This window comes from Salinimicrobium maris, assembly GCF_049680855.1.
Lineage (GTDB): Bacteria > Bacteroidota > Bacteroidia > Flavobacteriales > Flavobacteriaceae > Salinimicrobium.
Genome location: NZ_JBMPGS010000004.1, coordinates 34,784 through 52,600, shown reverse-complemented (window position 1 = coordinate 52,600; position 17,817 = coordinate 34,784). Strand labels below are relative to the sequence as shown.

Annotated in this window: 16 protein-coding genes; 7 read left to right on the top strand and 9 right to left on the bottom strand. The window is 39.9% G+C overall.

The genetic code is table 11. The annotated features are described in order from the left end of the window. Positions 1 to 165 precede the first annotated feature (165 nt). On the top strand, positions 166 to 942 hold the full coding sequence (locus ACOV1Q_RS12520) for a CDP-alcohol phosphatidyltransferase family protein (RefSeq protein WP_424494740.1): 777 nt from the start codon (positions 166 to 168) through the stop codon (positions 940 to 942). 60 nt (positions 943 to 1,002) lie between these two features. Here ACOV1Q_RS12520 and lptB read toward each other — a convergent pair whose 3' ends face one another. The 4 genes from lptB to ACOV1Q_RS12500 all read right to left on the bottom strand — a co-directional run bounded on the left by lptB (position 1,003) and on the right by ACOV1Q_RS12500 (position 4,014). Further along, positions 1,003 to 1,746, bottom strand: coding sequence for an LPS export ABC transporter ATP-binding protein (gene lptB / locus ACOV1Q_RS12515; RefSeq protein ID WP_424494739.1), 744 nt, complete (start codon positions 1,744 to 1,746; stop codon positions 1,003 to 1,005). Positions 1,747 to 1,855: 109 nt separating this feature from the next. Beyond that, positions 1,856 to 2,215, bottom strand: coding sequence for a carboxymuconolactone decarboxylase family protein (locus tag ACOV1Q_RS12510; protein WP_424494738.1), 360 nt, complete (start codon positions 2,213 to 2,215; stop codon positions 1,856 to 1,858). After that, on the bottom strand, positions 2,212 to 3,018 hold the full coding sequence (gene tatC, locus ACOV1Q_RS12505; RefSeq protein WP_424494737.1) for a twin-arginine translocase subunit TatC: 807 nt from the start codon (positions 3,016 to 3,018) through the stop codon (positions 2,212 to 2,214). The genes ACOV1Q_RS12510 and tatC overlap by 4 nt, the downstream gene beginning before the upstream one ends. Before the next feature lie 30 nt (positions 3,019 to 3,048). Next, positions 3,049 to 4,014 carry a KpsF/GutQ family sugar-phosphate isomerase gene (locus tag ACOV1Q_RS12500; RefSeq protein ID WP_424494736.1) on the bottom strand — a complete coding sequence of 322 codons (966 nt, stop codon included), beginning with the start codon at positions 4,012 to 4,014 and terminating at the stop codon, positions 3,049 to 3,051. An 83-nt stretch (positions 4,015 to 4,097) separates the two neighbouring features. Between ACOV1Q_RS12500 and ACOV1Q_RS12495 the strand changes: the two genes are divergently transcribed. After that, positions 4,098 to 6,299 carry a RecQ family ATP-dependent DNA helicase gene (locus ACOV1Q_RS12495; RefSeq protein ID WP_424494735.1) on the top strand — a complete coding sequence of 734 codons (2,202 nt, stop codon included), beginning with the start codon at positions 4,098 to 4,100 and terminating at the stop codon, positions 6,297 to 6,299. A 232-nt stretch (positions 6,300 to 6,531) separates the two neighbouring features. Beyond that, a complete protein-coding gene (locus ACOV1Q_RS12490) occupies positions 6,532 to 7,464 on the top strand; it encodes a peptidylprolyl isomerase (protein ID WP_424494734.1) in 933 nt (310 codons plus the stop codon). Positions 7,465 to 7,557: 93 nt separating this feature from the next. Here ACOV1Q_RS12490 and ACOV1Q_RS12485 read toward each other — a convergent pair whose 3' ends face one another. Both ACOV1Q_RS12485 and ACOV1Q_RS12480 read right to left on the bottom strand, forming a co-directional pair. After that, positions 7,558 to 8,286, bottom strand: a complete 729-nt coding sequence (locus ACOV1Q_RS12485; RefSeq protein ID WP_424494733.1) for a peroxiredoxin — start codon at positions 8,284 to 8,286, stop codon at positions 7,558 to 7,560. Positions 8,287 to 8,429: 143 nt separating this feature from the next. Then, entirely contained in the window at positions 8,430 to 8,990 is a 561-nt protein-coding gene (locus tag ACOV1Q_RS12480; protein ID WP_424494732.1) for a thioredoxin family protein, read from the bottom strand. A gap of 293 nt (positions 8,991 to 9,283) precedes the next feature. On the opposite strand from ACOV1Q_RS12480, the gene ACOV1Q_RS12475 reads away from it, so the two are divergent. Then, positions 9,284 to 9,619 (top strand): tRNA-binding protein, encoded by a 336-nt coding sequence (locus ACOV1Q_RS12475; RefSeq protein WP_424494731.1) that lies wholly within the window; start codon positions 9,284 to 9,286, stop codon positions 9,617 to 9,619. Between the two features lie 12 nt (positions 9,620 to 9,631). Continuing rightward, positions 9,632 to 10,552, top strand: a complete 921-nt coding sequence (locus tag ACOV1Q_RS12470) for a glycerophosphodiester phosphodiesterase family protein (protein ID WP_424494730.1) — start codon at positions 9,632 to 9,634, stop codon at positions 10,550 to 10,552. A 162-nt stretch (positions 10,553 to 10,714) separates the two neighbouring features. Here the strand turns inward: ACOV1Q_RS12470 and ACOV1Q_RS12465 are convergent, their stop codons facing one another. From ACOV1Q_RS12465 to ACOV1Q_RS12455, 3 genes are all read right to left on the bottom strand, one after another. Continuing rightward, complete coding sequence (locus tag ACOV1Q_RS12465; protein WP_424494729.1) at positions 10,715 to 13,237, bottom strand: M14 family zinc carboxypeptidase; 2,523 nt, start codon at positions 13,235 to 13,237, stop codon at positions 10,715 to 10,717. A gap of 76 nt (positions 13,238 to 13,313) precedes the next feature. Beyond that, positions 13,314 to 13,694 carry a PUR family DNA/RNA-binding protein gene (locus ACOV1Q_RS12460; RefSeq protein ID WP_424494728.1) on the bottom strand — a complete coding sequence of 127 codons (381 nt, stop codon included), beginning with the start codon at positions 13,692 to 13,694 and terminating at the stop codon, positions 13,314 to 13,316. A gap of 75 nt (positions 13,695 to 13,769) precedes the next feature. Beyond that, positions 13,770 to 15,527: an ABC transporter ATP-binding protein gene (locus ACOV1Q_RS12455; protein ID WP_424494727.1), complete on the bottom strand. Its 1,758-nt coding sequence runs from the start codon at positions 15,525 to 15,527 to the stop codon at positions 13,770 to 13,772. A gap of 125 nt (positions 15,528 to 15,652) precedes the next feature. On the opposite strand from ACOV1Q_RS12455, the gene ACOV1Q_RS12450 reads away from it, so the two are divergent. After that, positions 15,653 to 16,750, top strand: a complete 1,098-nt coding sequence (locus ACOV1Q_RS12450) for a Glu/Leu/Phe/Val family dehydrogenase (RefSeq protein ID WP_424494726.1) — start codon at positions 15,653 to 15,655, stop codon at positions 16,748 to 16,750. A 90-nt stretch (positions 16,751 to 16,840) separates the two neighbouring features. Beyond that, the gene (nusB, locus tag ACOV1Q_RS12445; protein WP_424494725.1) at positions 16,841 to 17,782 is read left to right on the top strand and encodes a transcription antitermination factor NusB; all 942 of its coding nucleotides are present in this window, start codon (positions 16,841 to 16,843) and stop codon (positions 17,780 to 17,782) included. The last annotated feature ends 35 nt before the right edge of the window (positions 17,783 to 17,817 follow it).

The following is a 17,817-nucleotide window of genomic DNA, read 5'->3' as shown; positions in this document are numbered from 1 at the left end:
TTGCTTCAAATTTAGGAAACTCTGTCGTTTTGCTACAGGTAAATTCTGAAATGTTATATTTCTCTCTCGATTTTTCAAATAATGGCATTGAAATGCCTCTTGAAAACCCTGTAGCAATCCTGAAACAGAAAAGATTTTTACTATTTTTACCAAAAACCCAACCAAATGAGCATGAAAAGGCATATCCCAAATTTTATTACTCTTCTTAACCTTTTCGCAGGAAGTATTGCAGTAATTTTTGCCGTACAGGGAAATCTTGTAATGGCAGCTCTTTTTGTAGGTTTGGGTATTTTCTTCGACTTTTTTGACGGATTAGCCGCCAGAGCGCTGAACGTGAAGAGTGAATTGGGGCTTCAACTTGATTCCCTGGCAGATATGGTGACCAGTGGGGTAGTGCCGGGAATTGTAATGTTTCAGCTGCTTATAAAAGCTTTACCGGGAGATTCGGCTGCGCCTAAAGACTGGTCTGTTGGTGAAGATTTACTGGTATGGGATTTTCATTATGCTGCACTTTTCGGGTTGTTGATTACGCTTGGTTCAGGATACAGGCTAGCGAAATTTAACATAGACGAGCGCCAAAGCGATTCCTTTATCGGCCTACCCACTCCGGCAAACGCGCTGTTGATCTTAAGTCTGCCATTAATTCTTATTTTTCAGCCGCAGCCAGATGTAATAGCAGTAATCCTGAACGAATGGTTTCTTATAGGGCTAACCATTTTTAGTTGCATCATGTTAAATGCCGAAGTGCCACTTTTCGCATTAAAATTCTCTACCTGGAGTTTTAAAGAAAATAAACTGCGTTACCTTTTTCTGCTGTTTTGCCTGATTGTACTCTATTTTTTCCAGTTTATAGCAATTCCTGTCATTATAATTAGTTACATTTTGCTCTCTATAATAACCACCTCTGGAAATTCTGAAAAGGAGATGGAAATACGGCAGTAAGCAACTACTGATGAAGCTCTTAGAAAAGCTTTTCAGAATCACATTTTTGACGAACTGAAATTAAGAATTGAACAGCTTTTTCTTCCGAAGTTCAAAATTTTGTCCCAGATACACTTTTCGAACCATTTCGTCTTCGGCAAGTTCTTCAGGTTTTCCGGCTTTAAGAATACGTCCTTCAAACATAAGATAGGTCCTGTCTGTAATAGCGAGCGTTTCCTGGACGTTATGATCTGTGATGAGAATACCTATGTTTTTGTCCTTTAACTGCGCCACAATGCGTTGAATATCCTCCACCGCCACGGGATCAACCCCGGCAAAAGGTTCGTCAAGCAAAATGAAATTAGGATCGGTGGCGAGGGCACGGGCGATTTCGGTTCTTCTACGTTCCCCACCGCTCAAAAGATCTCCGCGATTCTTTCTAATATGGCCAAGGCTGAACTCCTCAATGAGAGATTCCATTTTCATTTGGCGTTCTTTTTTAGAGAGATCGGTGAGTTCAAGAACGCTCATGATGTTGTCTTCAATGCTGAGTTTTCTAAAAACCGAAGCTTCCTGCGCCAGGTAGCCAATACCATATTGAGCCCGCTTGTACATGGGAAATTTTGTAATATTCTCACGATCTAAAAATATCCTTCCTCCGTTTGGTTTTATGAGACCTACGATCATATAAAAAGAAGTGGTCTTTCCTGCACCGTTGGGCCCCAGCAGCCCAACAATCTCTCCCTGGTTTACCTCAAGCGAAATTCCTTTCACTACTTCTCTTCCTTTATATGACTTAACCAGACTGTCGGCTCTTAATTTCATGTGAGATATTTCATTTTAGATCTTAATCTTGAGAATGAAAACAAAGAATAGAAATTTCTTGATCTTATTTTAAACTAAACCTAGATTTTCTCTTCTTCAAATTCTGTTCCTATTCTTCGGCTCGAGAAGATTTTTCCAGCTCCTCCCAGTATTCATAAGCTCTTCTTAAATGTGGAATTACGATGGTACCACCAATAAGTGTTCCTATGCTAAGGGTTTCCATAACTTCAGCCTTACTCACTCCTTCCTTGTAGCTTGATTCCAGGTGATATCTTACGCAATCGTCACATCGCAAAACTGTAGAGGCTACAAGCCCTAAAAGCTCTTTTGTCTTCACATCCAGAGCACCGGGAGCAAATGCATTTGTGTCTAGATTAAATATTCTTTTTATGATCTTATTATTGTCGCCTAAGATCTTGTCGTTCATCTTTTGGCGGTACTCATTAAATTCTTCTACCTGGTTTTTCATCGTTTTTGTTGTTTCAATTTTCTTGCTTCATTCCGTGTGACGATTTTCGAAATAATAATGCTTATTTCATAAAGTACCAGTACGGGAATGGCTACTATTATCTGACTTAAAATATCTGGTGGCGTAATAATTGCTGCAATAATTAATACGATCACCAAAGCGTATTTTCTGTACTTCTTCAGGAAATCGGGAGTTACCAGCCCTATTTTTGTTAAGAAGTAAATAATGATTGGAAGTTCAAAAATAAGTCCCGAAGCTACTACCGAAGATCGCACCAGGCTTATATAACTTCCTATGTCAAATTCATTTAAAACCTGCTCACTTACCTGATACCTTCCGAGGAAATTAATGGAGAGTGGCGTGATCATATAATAACCAAATAAGACTCCCAGAAAGAACAAAATGGAAGAAATAAAGATGAATCCGCGGGCAGTATTACGCTCATTGGTGTACATGGCTGGGGAAATGAACTTCCAGAATTCGTAGATCACGTAAGGAAAGGAGATGATGAAACCTGCTGTGATTGAAGTCCAGATATGAGCTGAAAATTGCCCTCCCATCGTTCTACTCTGTATGCTGAAAGGCATTTCGCCGTCAAAACAGAATCCTCCTTCCAGACCTACAAATGAGGAGAGCCGGCAAAGCACATTGTAAGTTAAAAAGTCTGCTCTACTGGGGCCAAACAGGAGAACATCAAAAATGAAACCTTTGGCAAGAAAGGCGATGAAGCCGGCAATGACCACTGCAAGGCAGGCTCTTATTAAATGCCACCTTAAATCTTCCAGGTGATCCAAAAATGACATTTCCTGGGGGTTTTTCAGTTGCTTTGCCATTTATAAAATTCCTTCTCTAATTAAATTGTGTAAATGAACGACTCCCGAGTAAACGCCGTCTTCCGTAGCCAGTAATTGTGATATCTTATTCTCCTCCAGCACGTCAAGGGCATCAACAGCCATGGCATCATGAGAAATAGTTTTAGGTGAAACGCTCATTATATCTCTGGCCGTTAGGTTTGAAATATTAGTACTCTTAAACAACATTCTTCGAATATCACCATCTGTTATAATACCAATGATTTTGTCATTTTCAAGAACTGCTGTCACACCAAGCATTTTCTCAGAAATCTCGATAATAACCTGTGGAACCGGAGTGTTGGGATTCACCATTGGCTTCTGGTTTTGTACAGTTATATCGCTCACTCTTAGGTACAGTTTCTTGCCCAAAGCGCCGCCGGGATGATATTTTGCAAAATCCCTGCTGGAGAAACCTCTCAGGTCTAGCAGGCAAACAGCCAATGCGTCACCAAGAACAAGTTGCGCTGTGGTACTTGTTGTAGGAGCAAGATTATTGGGACAGGCTTCTTTTTCTACATAAGAATTGATCACGTAGTCTGCCTGTTGTGCCAGAAAAGATTCCTGGCTCCCGGTAATAGCGATAAGAATATTGTTGAAATTCTTAATAAGCGGAACAAGCACTTTTATTTCGGGAGTATTACCGCTTTTTGAAATGCAAATGACGATATCGTCTTCCTGGATGGTCCCTAAATCGCCGTGAATAGCATCAGCGGCATGCATGAAGACAGCAGGTGTGCCAGTTGAATTCAGTGTAGCTACTATTTTAGTAGCAATTGCTGCACTTTTGCCTATTCCTGTGATAATAACCCTACCTTTGGAATTGAAGATTGCTTCTACAGCCTGGGCAAAATTTTGGTCTAATAATTGCTCTAAATTTGTAATCGCTTTCGCTTCAGTTAAAATGGTTTCTCCGGCAACGGAAAGGATTTTTTCTTGAGGTGTCAAATTTGTAGAATTATGAATTGCATGTACTAAAGATTAATGTATCTTTAATTATGCAAATGTATGTAAAATTGTAACACAATTGAATGACTTCGCAGGAAATCAATTTACACGAACAGCTTAAAAAATACTTTGGTTTTAGCCAGTTTAAAGGGCTTCAGGAAGAAGTAATTACCAGTATAGTAAACGATCATAATACCTTTGTGGTTATGCCTACAGGAGGTGGGAAATCGCTCTGCTATCAACTCCCGGCCTTGATCAAGGAAGGGACTGCAATTGTCGTTTCTCCTCTCATTGCCTTGATGAAAAATCAGGTGGATGCGATTCGCGGAATTTCTTCGGAAAATGGCATTGCGCACGTTTTGAATTCTTCTTTGAACAAAACGGAAGTAAAACAGGTAAAAGAGGATATCACCAACGGAATTACCAAACTTCTATATGTAGCCCCCGAATCACTTACCAAAGAAGAGAATGTTGAATTTCTAAGGTCCGTAAAAATATCTTTTTTGGCTATAGATGAGGCACATTGTATTAGTGAATGGGGCCATGACTTTAGACCCGAATATCGAAATCTGCGTCACATTGTAAAGAGGATCGGTGATGATATCCCAATTATAGGACTTACAGCTACTGCGACCCCAAAAGTGCAGGAAGATATTCTTAAAAATCTCGGCATTACCGATGCCAATACTTTTAAGGCCTCTTTTAACCGCCCCAATCTTTATTATGAAATTCGTCCAAAGACGAAGAATGTTGATGCTGATATAATCAGGTTTGTGAAACAGAATCCGGGTAAAACGGGAATTATATATTGCCTTAGCAGGAAAAGAGTGGAAGAGCTTGCGCAAACTCTCCAGGTAAATGGGATTTCTGCGGTTCCATATCACGCCGGGCTCGATGCAAAAACACGTTCGAAACATCAGGATATGTTTTTAATGGAAGATGTGGACGTGGTAGTTGCCACGATTGCCTTCGGGATGGGAATTGATAAACCCGATGTTCGGTTTGTAATTCACCATGATATTCCAAAGAGTATTGAGAGCTATTATCAGGAAACCGGTAGAGCCGGCCGCGATGGTGGTGAAGGTCACTGTCTTGCCTACTACTCTTATAAAGATATTGAGAAACTGGAGAAGTTCATGAGCGGCAAACCCGTTGCCGAACAGGAAATAGGCCATGCCCTGCTACAGGAAGTGGTGGCTTTTGCTGAAACATCGGTCTCCCGAAGAAAGTTCATCCTGCATTATTTTGGGGAAGAATTTGATGAAAAAACCGGTGAAGGCGCTAGTATGGATGATAATGTTCGTAATCCGAAGAAAAAGCGTGAAGCGAAAGAGGAAGTAGAATTACTTTTAAGAACGGTAAAAGAAACAAATCAGCTCTACAAATCTAAGGAGGTAGTTAATACGCTGGTTGGAAAATCTAATGCACTTATAAAATCCCACAGGACAGATGAGCATGAATTGTTCGGAAAGGGTAGTAACAGAGATTCAAAGTATTGGATGGCTCTGTTGCGGCAGGTGCTCGTGGCAGGTCTTTTGAAAAAAGATATAGAAACATATGGTGTTGTGAAAGTCACTGAACAGGGACAGGCTTTCCTCCGATCTCCGGAATCTTTTATGATGACCGAAGATCACATTTATGAATCTGGAGCTGCAGATGGTATTGTAACTGCATCAAAAAATGGCGGGGCAGGAATAGATGAAACTCTTGTGAAAATGTTGAAGGAGCTTCGGAAAAAAGAAGCGAAGAAACTAGGAGTTCCTCCATTTGTAGTTTTTCAAGATCCATCTATTGACGACATGGCGCTTAAATATCCAGTAACCCTTGAAGAGCTAGGAAATATACATGGGGTAGGAGAGGGCAAAGCCAAAAAATACGGAAAAGAATTTGTAGCCCTAATCAACCGATATGTAGAGGACAACGATATCACTCGTCCCGATGACCTGGTGGTGAAAACGACCGGTGCAAATAGCGGACTAAAACTTTACATCATCCAAAACGTAGATAGAAAACTTCCGCTAGACGATATTGCAGCAGCCAAAGGAATGGAAATGAATGATTTCATAAAGGAAATGGAAGCTATTGTATACAGCGGAACAAAGCTTAACATTACTTACTGGGTGGACGAAATACTGGACGAAGATCAGCAGGAAGAGATCCATGACTATTTTATAGATGCCGAAAATGACAAAATTGAAGCTGCTTTAGAAGAATTTGATGGTGACTACGATGAAGAAGAACTAAGGCTTTACCGAATCAAATTCATTAGTGAAGTCGCGAATTAATTTTATTACAAATGGTGTACAGTAGTATATCTGAAAATGACAATTTAGAGCCGGATTTTATCCGGCTCTTTTGTTCTAGGACAAGCGATAGTTGACGTTAAACCTGCTAAAACCTACAGCCTAAAACCTATCGCCTACAGCCTCCAGAATGACATTTTACAATACTTAACCTAATCTTACAATAATTAAATATCAGCTTTCTTATCTTTGTATTTTAACTTAAAAAATAATCATGAGCGACGGATTATACGCAAAATTTAACACCTCAAAAGGGGAAATAAAGGTAAAACTGGAATTCGAAAAAGCACCGGGCACAGTCGGGAACTTCGTAGGTCTTGCCGAAGGGAACCTGGAAAATGAAGCAATTCCGCAGGGGAAACCTTATTACGACGGACTTAAATTTCACAGGGTAATTCCAGATTTTATGATCCAGGGAGGAGACCCTAAAGGGACCGGAGTAGGCGGGCCAGGATACCAATTTGAGGATGAAATTCATCCCGATCTTAAACACGACCGCCCGGGAATTCTTTCTATGGCAAATGCCGGTCCTGGAACCAACGGAAGCCAGTTCTTCATTACTCATGCCGAAACTCCATGGCTTGATGGCAAGCATACTGTTTTTGGACAGGTAGTGGAAGGTCAGGAAATCGTGGATGCAATCAAGCAGGGTGACCGTATTGAAAGCCTTGAAATCATTAGGGAAGGTGAGGCAGCTAAAAATTTTAATGCCGTAGAATCTTTCCGTCAGTTCAACGGTGCGAAAGAAGAGCGTGAGGCTGCAGCCAAAAAACAACAGGAGGAATTAATGGGCGAACTGGCGCAGGGTTTTGAAAAAACCAGCAGCGGACTTCGTTATAAATTCATTTCAGAAGGGGATGGTGAAAAAGCTGAAAAAGGTCAGACTGTTTCTGTACATTATAAAGGAATGCTCGCAGACGGTACCGTTTTTGACTCCTCCTACAAAAGAAAGGAACCTATAGAATTTCCTCTTGGTAAAGGTCATGTGATCCAGGGCTGGGATGAAGGTATCCAGTTATTGAAAGTGGGTGATAAAGCACGTTTTGTGATCCCGTCGCATTTGGGCTACGGAAGCAGAGGCGCTGGCGGAGTGATCCCACCAGATGCTACTTTGGTCTTTGATGTAGAATTAATGGGTGTGAAGTAGAACCCTTTGTATTGATTAAAAAGAAAAACCTCACAGTATCCAACTGTGAGGTTTTTCTTTTTTCAGAAGTCTCTGAAATGACACTTTTCCTCTTTATTCTCTAAATCCTTTCGGAAAAATCTTACTGGCTTCATTGCCTCCGGAAGAAGTTCCTTTTTCCGAATTTGCGTTGGATTCTTTTCCTTCATTGCCTTCAGGCTGCGGAGTCATTCTAAGGTAAGGTTTAACTTCCTGGAATCCCTTTGAAAAAAGATCTTTTGCCTCCTCGTTAGTTACCGCCGGACTTATTACTACGTCTTCGCCATGTTTCCAATTAGCCGGGGTGGCCACTTTCCTGTAAGCTGTAAGCTGCAGGGAATCAATAACTCTTAAGAGTTCATCAAAATTTCTACCGGTACTTGCGGGATAGGTGATCATTAATTTGATCGTCTTATCTGGTGCGATCACGTACACAGATCGTACGGTGAGCGTATTATCTGCATTTGGATGGATCATATCATACAGGTTCGCGATCTTTTTATCCTCATCGGCAATAATGGGAAAATTCACGGTGGTGTTCTGAGTTTCGTTGATGTCCTCAATCCATCCCTTGTGGGATTCCACTCCGTCAACACTTAAGGCCATCACTTTCGTATTACGTTTCTCAAATTCATCTTTATATTTCGCAACAGCTCCAAGTTCTGTAGTGCAAACCGGTGTATAATCTGCCGGGTGCGAAAATAAAATTCCCCAGCCATCTCCTAAATAGTTGTAAAAATTAATTTTCCCTTCAGATGTCATTGCATCGAAATCGGGTGCTTTGTCTCCTAGTCTCAAACTCATAGTCCTGATTTTTAGTATTAAAGACTCTAAAGTTACTAAATAGAAATCTTACTTAAGATGTAAAGCAATCATAAAATATGATGATGGAATAGGATTTCTTTTCCTGAATTTCATTTTATTCAACATTAGAAGACTAGAATGAATTAGCGGTACTTCCATTTAATTCCACAGCCTACACTGGGTTTTTGTGGTTCGGGAATCTTTCGGTTGTTCAAAATGGCATCCAGCGCTTCTCTTAATTCCCTGCCATTAACAGGAATGCCATTTCCGGGGCGGGAATTGTCCAGCTGCCCGTGATACACCAATTTTAGATCTGCATCAAAAAGAAAAAAATCCGGGGTGCAGGCCGCTTTATAATTAATTGCAGTGATTTGTGTGCGGTCGTAAAGGTAAGGGAACGTGAAATTATGTTTCCGGGCAAATTGCCACATGAGGTCTGGGTGGTCCTGCGGATATTCATTTACATCATTGCTGCTTATGGCTACAAACCCGAAACCCAGCACCCTGTAATCGTTAGCAATCCTTACTATTTCATCGGCAACGTGTTTTACAAAAGGACAATGATTGCAAATAAACATAACCACAGTGCCTTTTTCACCTTTTACATCCTGAAGTGAATACAGGTTTGCGGTCACCGCATCGGGCAATTGGAAATCTGGAGCTTTTGTGCCCAGCGGCACATCATTGGAACGTGTTTCGGCCATTAGTTATTTTTCTTTACAAACCTGAAAATACGAAATTACCCTAGAATCTATAAAATTATTACCTTGTTAAAGCTAAAACAAGAAACCTGTGAACATTGAACCATTGGTTTTCTTGGGAGTTATTACATTTTATGCTGACTCCTCTTAGGAAGGTTTCCCTGGTAATTTTTTACGATTGCATGGGTGGGGCATTTTTGTGTGCATAAATTAGAAGGCAAGAAACCATCATTTTTGAAAAATATCCAGTGTTATTAATTGGGCCCGCATGGGTCATCAAATAATTTATTCAAATAATGGAGATCAATTGGAATGACTTTGAAAAAGTAGAAATGCGGGTGGGAACGGTTTTGGAAGTCAACGATTTTCCGGAAGCCAGAAATCCGGCTTATCAACTTAAAATAAATTTTGGTCCCGAAATTGGCCTTCGAAAAACTTCTGCTCAAATCACAAAAAGGTATTCAAAAGAAGATCTTTTGGGCCGACAAGTGGTTGCGGTAGTGAATTTTCCGAAGAAGCAAATTGCCAATTTTATGAGTGAATGTCTAATTTTAGGTGCTGTTGGGCCTAAAAATGACATCGTACTTCTAAATCCTGATTTTAAAGTAGAGAACGGCTTAAGGGTTGGATAAAATTTTTCTAAAATGCAGTGCAAAAACATCATTTTTGGTGCACTTATATTTACGATCGTTTCCTGTAACTTCGAATCTGAAATGAAAGAAAACATACAGGTACAGGGACATCGCGGCGACCGGGGAAATTTTCCTGAAAACTCCATTCCTGCATTTCTAAGTGCTGTTGAGAAAGGGGTGGACGTGCTGGAGCTGGACGTGGTGATCTCAAAAGATAAAAAAGTTGTGGTCTCTCATGAGCCCTTTATGGCTTCGGAATATATGTTGATGCCCAACGGCAACAGGATATCCAAAAATGAAGAAAAGTCATTCAATTTTTATCACATGTCCTATGATAGCATCAGGAAATTTGATGCGGGTAGTGGGGAAAATAAGCGCTTTGTAAATCAAAAAAAGATAAAAACGTATAAACCCTTGCTTTCAGAAGTTTTTGAAAGGGTTGAAAATTATATTGTAGCGCAGGAACTTGACCCGGTTTCCTACAACATCGAAATTAAATCAGGTTTTGGGAATTATGAGATTTTTCAACCTTTACCCGAAGAGTTTGTAGAGCTGTTGATGAAGGTGGTGCAAAATCATGATATGGAAGACAAAATTGTGGTCCAAAGTTTTGATCCTACACCTTTAACTATTCTTCGGAAAAAATATCCAGCAATTCCTCTTGCATTTTTGGTGGAAAAAGGAACACCGGAAGAAAACCTTCAAAAATTGAACTTTCAACCCGAAATCTACAGTCCGTATTTCAGGCTATTGACGGACAGGGAAAGTGTGTGTGAAATTCAGAAAAAGGGAATGCAGGTGATTCCGTGGACGGTGAACAGCAAAAAAGAGATCAATAGAATGATAGGTTTTGAAGTAGACGGCATCATTAGCGATTATCCTGAAAGAGTGATTTCTCTTTTGAAGCAAAGTAAGCGGATACAGGAATTGTAAAATTCTATGGTTAGACCTTTTCCGAAGCTTAGGTGTCAAAAATGAGGTTTCCTAAGCACATTTTTGGAAGTTAAGCCCACTAAATATTCCGAATAAAAAAGAGGATTTGATGCGTTACCAAATCCTCTTGAAAAATGCCCTTTTACAAAGGTATCTTCTTACTTACATTTCATCTCCAAAGAAGATGGCGTTCATCAATAGCTTATTAGTACCATACCAGAAAGCTCTGAAGTTGGTGTTATCTGTAAAAAGTATTACGTTTCCTCGTCCAAAACCGTCATGAACGAAAGGCACTGTCCCCGCGATTGAATCGAGGTTTGGTTTGCTAATGTATCCGCTTAAAAGAGGATTTTCGGTGTACTTTATCGGGTTGTTATAGCTTTGTTCATTTGGTTCAATGAACAGGGTTGTGTTACGAAAAAGTGCAATTTCATCATCTTTATATCCAAAACTTATTGGGTGTGAACGATCTAATTTAGCTTGAAAAATTGCACCACCAATTCCCTGTGCACCTCTAAAATCTCTTTGGAGTTCAAAAGGTACATCCTTTGCCACCAAATCATTTTCCCGGAATTCGAGATCAAGAAATTCATTCCTGTCAAACCAATTGGCAGCATTTCTATAGCCAATAAGTGTTCCTCCGGCTCTTGTCCATTGCTTCAGGTTTTCAACATCTCTATCTTCCAATGCACTTCCCCAGCTGTTTGGCAGGATGATATCTGTATACCTGCTTAAATCGGTACGGGAAAGATTTTTCACATCCAGCTTGGTGATGATCATATCGTATCGCTGATCGAAAAGATGCCATATCTCTCCGGCATCATAAGAGGTAATTCCTTCACCAACTAGAAGGGCAACTTTTTGAGGTTCAATGGCTCTAAAATTATTGCTCCCTAGGCTCATTCCGCGGGTAAGGCCTGTAGTTACGCCATTAACGGAAATATTTACCTCTTCAGAAATTTCTTTCATAAAGTCAAACATTTCCTGTTCGTTTAGCTTTTGATTCTGCAGTGGGATCATGACTGTACCATAATCAAACTGTTTTCCTTCGGCTTCAAAAGGCTGCATGGAAACCTTGGCTCTTAATCCTTTTTCAAGGATCTTGTTGAGGGCTTTTGGTGCTTCGTAAGAATTCCAGTCCAGAAGATATGCGTAACTACTCTTTTTGGGAGTGTTTACGGCAGGTAATTCCAGATTTTCTATTGCAGGGCCTGCATTTTTAAGGGATGCTTTTTCTGTGAAATCAACATTGAACGCGAGCGGAAAGCTCCAGGCAGAAATGTCATAAAAAAGACTGTCTGCAAACTCGGTGCGGCGTTCAAACATTCCCTTGATCAATCGTTGCTGGCGCTGATTCTTTGGGACGATATAACTGCTTCCCGGTTCAAAGCTTTCTCCGTTTTCCTGAAAAGCTTCCTTTACTTCGTGGACCTCAATTTTGTGACGTTTTAAAATTTCTGCAAGGTGATAAGCTGAAGCGGCATCTTTTGAGTTACCGAAGGCGTAGGCGCCACGCTCTGCATCATTGCGGGCATTTTGATAGAAATTACGCTGATAATTCAGCAGTTTTTCCCTCATGTTCTGAGCTGCTTCCAGGGTGGAAAGTGCTGCAGTAAATTGATTCCTGATGGTGAATGGAAAGGTAAGTACCCCGTTGTCTGTTTCCTGTGCGTGGCCTCTGGAACTTCCCTGCTCAAATAGAATTCCTATACTTCCATTAATATCTGGAAAGGTAGAACCTTTACCATAGTAAAAATCGTCATAATTTTCTTCGGTATAATAAAAAGAACCAATTTCGTCAAAAGCAGCAGCATGGTATGTACCAATTTCTTTTGTGAGCTCCTGGTTAAGTTGGGGAGTTAAAGGATGGGTTCTTTCGGGAATTCCAGGTTGAAAGAAAAATGAGGAGTTAGAACCCATTTCGTGATGGTCTGTAAGGATGTTGGGGTACCAATTATGAAAAGTTTCAAGCCTTACTTTAGATTCTGCCAGCTGTACAGGAAGCCAGTCCCGGTTCATATCAAACCAGTAATGGTTGGTCCTGCCGCCCGGCCATACTTCATCGTATTCCCTGTCCTGAGGATCGGTATTGATGTGTTTGCTTCTGTTCGTGTTTGCCCAATAAGCAAAACGTTGTAAACCGTCTGGGTTAAAGGCAGGATCAAAGAGAATGATAGTATTGTTGAGCAATTCTTCTATTTCTTGCCCTTCAGCAGCTGCAAGATAATACGCAGCAAGGATCGCAGCATTAGAACCGCTAGGTTCATTTCCATGAATTGAAAAACCCTGATTCACAACAATTGGCATTTCCTGAATATCAAGAGAATCTGCTCCTTCAAAAGTAAGAGCAACATGCCTTTTTCGAATTTCTTCCAGGTTTTGATGATTCTCTTCCGAAGTGATAGTAAGAAGGATCAAAGGCCTTTTTTCGTAAGTGGAACCGCGATTTTCTATGCTTATTCTTGGAGAAGCCTCTGCCAGGGCTCTCATATAATTCACAAGCTTGTCGTGAGAAGCATGCCATTCGCCGGGAATAAATCCTAAAACATCCTGTGGTTTGGGGATTTCCTGGTTGTAAGTGATATCCTGGGGCAGGTAATAGGAAAGATCGAGATCGTCAAATTCCTGTTGTGCACAAAGGTTTGTGGTAAGGAGCAAACCAAGGGCAATAAAAAGGTTGCGCATAGTTGATTGTTTTTAAATTATAATAAAAAAAACCGTCCAGATTTCTCAGGACGGTTTTACGTTAAAGCTAAAGATTTTAGATATCTTCAAAACTAATATCGGTGAAGGTTGAAGCTGCACCTGTGGAGACAGGCTCTGCACCAGCTTCTTCATATTCTTTCTTAAAATTCTTTTGATGGCGTTCACTTATTACTTCCTCTCCTTTTTCTTCAAGGATATAATCTGTCATTTCCTGTAGGATTTCGGTAAAGCCTGCAAAATCTTCTTTATATAAGTAGATCTTGTGCTTTTTGTAGTGAAAAGATCCGTCGTCATTGGTAAACTTTTTACTTTCGGTGATGGTAAGGTAGTAATCTTTTGCTTTTGTAGCCCTTACATCGAAGAAATAAGTTCGTCTCCCGGCTCTCAACACTTTTGAGAAAATCTCTTCTTTTTCAATCGTTCCATTGTCGCTCATAATCAAATAATCTTTTACGGTTTGTAAATCATTGGACCAAAAATCTAAAAAAAATTAACATTCCGCAACAAATTTTTACATTTCTTTTTCATCTCTTTGTTTCAGCCATAGTTCTTTATAGTAGCCGTCATGGTTAACCAAATCCTGATGTGTGCCAGACTGTACAATGGCTCCATCTTCTAAAATGATGATTTTATCGGCATTTTTAGCTGAAGAAATTCGATGACTTACAATGATCGTCGTTTTATCCTGGGAGATTTTGTGAAGATTGTTTAAGATTTCTTCTTCCGTTTCGGTGTCTACGGCTGAAAGACAATCGTCAAATAATAAGATCTTTGGATCATGAATAATGGCTCTAGCGATAGAAACCCGCTGTTTTTGTCCACCGGAAAGGGTGATTCCCCTTTCCCCAAGAATTGTATCATAACCTTTACTGAACCCTACAATATTCTTATGTACAGCGGCATTTTTGGCTGCCTCCACAACTTCTTCATCGGTTGCGTCCTTTTTTCCGAATTTGATGTTGCTTTTTATGGAGTCACTAAACAAGAATGCATCCTGCGGTACGTAACCAATGCTGTTTCGAAGTTCCTTAAGATTCATACTTTCAATGGGTTTTCCATCTATTGTGATTTCACCTTGTGTTACATCATACAATCGCCCAATTAATTCCAGAATCGTTGATTTACCAGAACCCGTTTTACCAATAATTGCAAGAGTTTCCCCGCTTTCCACGGCAAATGATACTGCTTTTAAAGCGGTAATATTAGTGTCTTCATAAGTAAAAGTGACATCTTTAAAGGCAATTGCTCCCTGCACGTTTTCAGGAGTTGAAGTTGGGTTTTGTATTTGAGGTTTTTCTTTTAAAAATTCGTTGATACGTCTTTGTGAAGCTTCCGCCTGTTGTACGATAGAAGTAACCCATCCTACTGTTGCAACAGGCCAGGTAAGCATGTTTACGTAAAGTAGGAATTCAACGATTATCCCCAGGTTCGCAATCTGCCCGTCAATATATCGCTGTCCTCCAATATAGATCACCAGTACGTTGCTCGCCCCAATTAACAGAACCATAAGAGGAAAAAAGAACGCCTGTACTTTAACAAGATCAATGTTCTTTTCTTTATTTTCATTTGAAAGTGTCACAAAGGAGGAGTTTGTTTGCGGTTCGAGTCCGTAGGATTTAATTACAGAGATTCCGCTGAAACTCTCCTGGGTGAAGGTGTTAAGTTTTGAAAGGTATTGTTGTACGATCGTACTCCTGTGATTAATTGCAACACTCAGTTTATAAATGGCAAAAGAAAGAATTGGAAGAGGAGCGATGGCATAAAGAGTAAGAACGGGCGCCTGGGTAAACATATAAGGGATCACTACAATAAATAAAATACCTGTCTGTACACTGTACATAATAGCCGGTCCTAGATACATCCTAACTTTAGATACATCTTCACTAATACGGTTCATGAGATCTCCCGTTCTGTTTTTCTTATAGAAATTTAGGGAGAGGTCCTGGTACTTTTGAAAAACTTCATTTTTGAGATCAAATTCAATATGTCGGGAAACGACAATAAACGTTTGTCTCATTAGAAATGTAAAGAAAGCCGCCACCAGAGTTGCCCCTAAAATGAGCAGGATATTCTGGATAAGTTCAGAACGAACTGCTGCTTTCGAAACAGTTTCGCCATTTACATAAGCCTCAATGGCATTGGTGCTTTCTCTTATAAGCCGCGGCGTTACAAGGGCAAAAACCCGTGCTACAATGGTAATGAACAGGCCTAAAATGAGATGCCACTTATATTTTAAAAAATATTTATTTACATGCTTAAGTTCTTTCATAGTAGATATAACGGGATCTTAAATTCGAATTTGTCAAATAAAGAAGGTAATGTGTGATTGAGTTTGAAATATTCTTTACTTTTGCCCTCCGATTTTAGGTAATTAAAAATTCTAATTTAATTAGTATGACAGTTGATGTTGTTAAGGCAGATGACCTTAAAAAATCCGCGCCGGTCTTTGGACAGTTGTCATTTGACGACCATGAACAGGTCGTTTTTTGCAATGACAAAGATACAGGATTAAAGGCAATTATTGGAATCCATAATACAGTTTTAGGTCCTGCCCTGGGTGGTACCAGAATGTGGAATTATGAGAATGAATGGGATGCTTTGAATGATGTTTTACGATTATCCCGGGGAATGACCTTTAAAAGTGCCATTACTGGCCTTAATTTAGGAGGAGGTAAAGCCGTGATTTTAGGTGATGCCAAAACTCAAAAAACTCCGGCATTAATGCGCAGGTTTGGAGAGTTTGTTCATTCTCTTAGCGGGAAATATATTACTGCGGAAGACGTAGGAATGGAAACTTCAGATATGGACCTTGTTCGTGAGGTAACGCCGTTTGTAACGGGAATTTCTGAAGATAGGGGAGGTGCAGGAAATCCTTCTCCTATTACCGCATATGGGGTTTTCATGGGAATGAAAGCTGCTGCATATTACAAGTTTGGAAACGACCATTTAGAAGGGAAAAAAATCCTTGTTCAGGGAATTGGGCATGTTGGAGAAGCTTTGGTGGAACACCTAACGCACGAAGGAGCCGAGATATATATTAGTGATATTAACGAGGAGCGATTGAATTTTGTGAGTTCACGCTATGGCGCAAAAATATTCGAAGGTGCAGATGTGTACAATGCAGATGTAGATATTTATGCACCCTGTGCTTTGGGAGCAACCGTGAATGATGAAGCCCTGGAGAGGCTTAAAGCAAAAGTAATTGCCGGGGCAGCCAACAATCAGCTGGCAGATGAGCTGAAACATGGCACCGAATTAAGAAATAAAGGAATTGTTTATGCACCCGATTTCTTAATTAATGCTGGGGGGATTATAAATGTTTATGCAGAACTGGAAGGTTACGACAAGAAAGAAATTTGCAGAAAAACAGAGAACATTTATAATACCACGTTAGAGATCTTCAAAAAGGCAGATTCCGCAGATATTTCTACACATGCCGCTGCTTTACAAATTGCAAAACAGCGAATTGAAGACAGAAAAAAACTCCAATAAAGTCAGGGGAGTTTTTAATTTAATAGTATTTTTGCAGGGCGAAAGAAATCATCTTTCGCCCTACTAATTTTTAAAAGTTCTTTTACACCTATGTTGACCAGAAGACATATTAGAGTTAAAGTAATGCAGTCGCTTTACGCGTATTCCCAGAGCAAAAATGACAATATGATTTCAGAAGAGAAATTTCTTCTGAAGAGTATGAACGAAATGTACGACCTCTACCTATTGCTTTTGGATTTGATGGTGGAGATAAAGAACCAGTCTGAAGGATATCTTGAAAAGTCCCAGCAAAAACACCTTCCAACCCAGGAAGATATTGATCCCAATAGAAAATTTGTTGAAAACCAGGTCCTTCAAAAGCTTGAAAACCACAGCAGTCTTCAAAATGCGCTGGAGGCCCGAAAGCTCAATAATTGGAAAAATGATGATGAATATGTGAGCATCCTCTTTAATGAAATAAAAGAGAGTGATGTTTATGAGGAGTATATGTCTACCCGAACGTCAGACTTTAAAGCGGATAAAAATTTTGTGCTCCACATTTTCAAAGAGATCATAGCTCCCAATGAAAAATTGTATGATTATCTGGAAGACAAGAAAATCACCTGGCTGGATGATCTTCCGCTTGTGAATACCGCTATTGTAAAAATGCTTCAGAAGTTAAAGGAAGGTGGTAATGAGCAGGCGCTCACAAAACTTTTCAAAAATGACGAGGACAAGGAATTTGCAATTCAGCTTTTTAGAAAAACTTTGCTAAATGATGAGATGCTTTCCGCAGAAATGGAAGGGAAGACACCAAACTGGGATAAAGACAGGATTGCAGATCTTGATACGATTCTCATTAAAATGGCCATTTGCGAGTTTATGAAATTTCCATCTATTCCGGTAAAGGTTACTATCAATGAATATCTGGAAATAGCGAAGGAATACAGCACCCCGAAAAGCAGCGTTTTCATCAACGGGATTCTCGATAAATTATCGAAAGAGTACAAGGAAAACGGGAAGCTTAATAAAATGGGACGCGGACTCATGTAATCAATAAAATTTCTTAATTTTACCTTCTATAACTA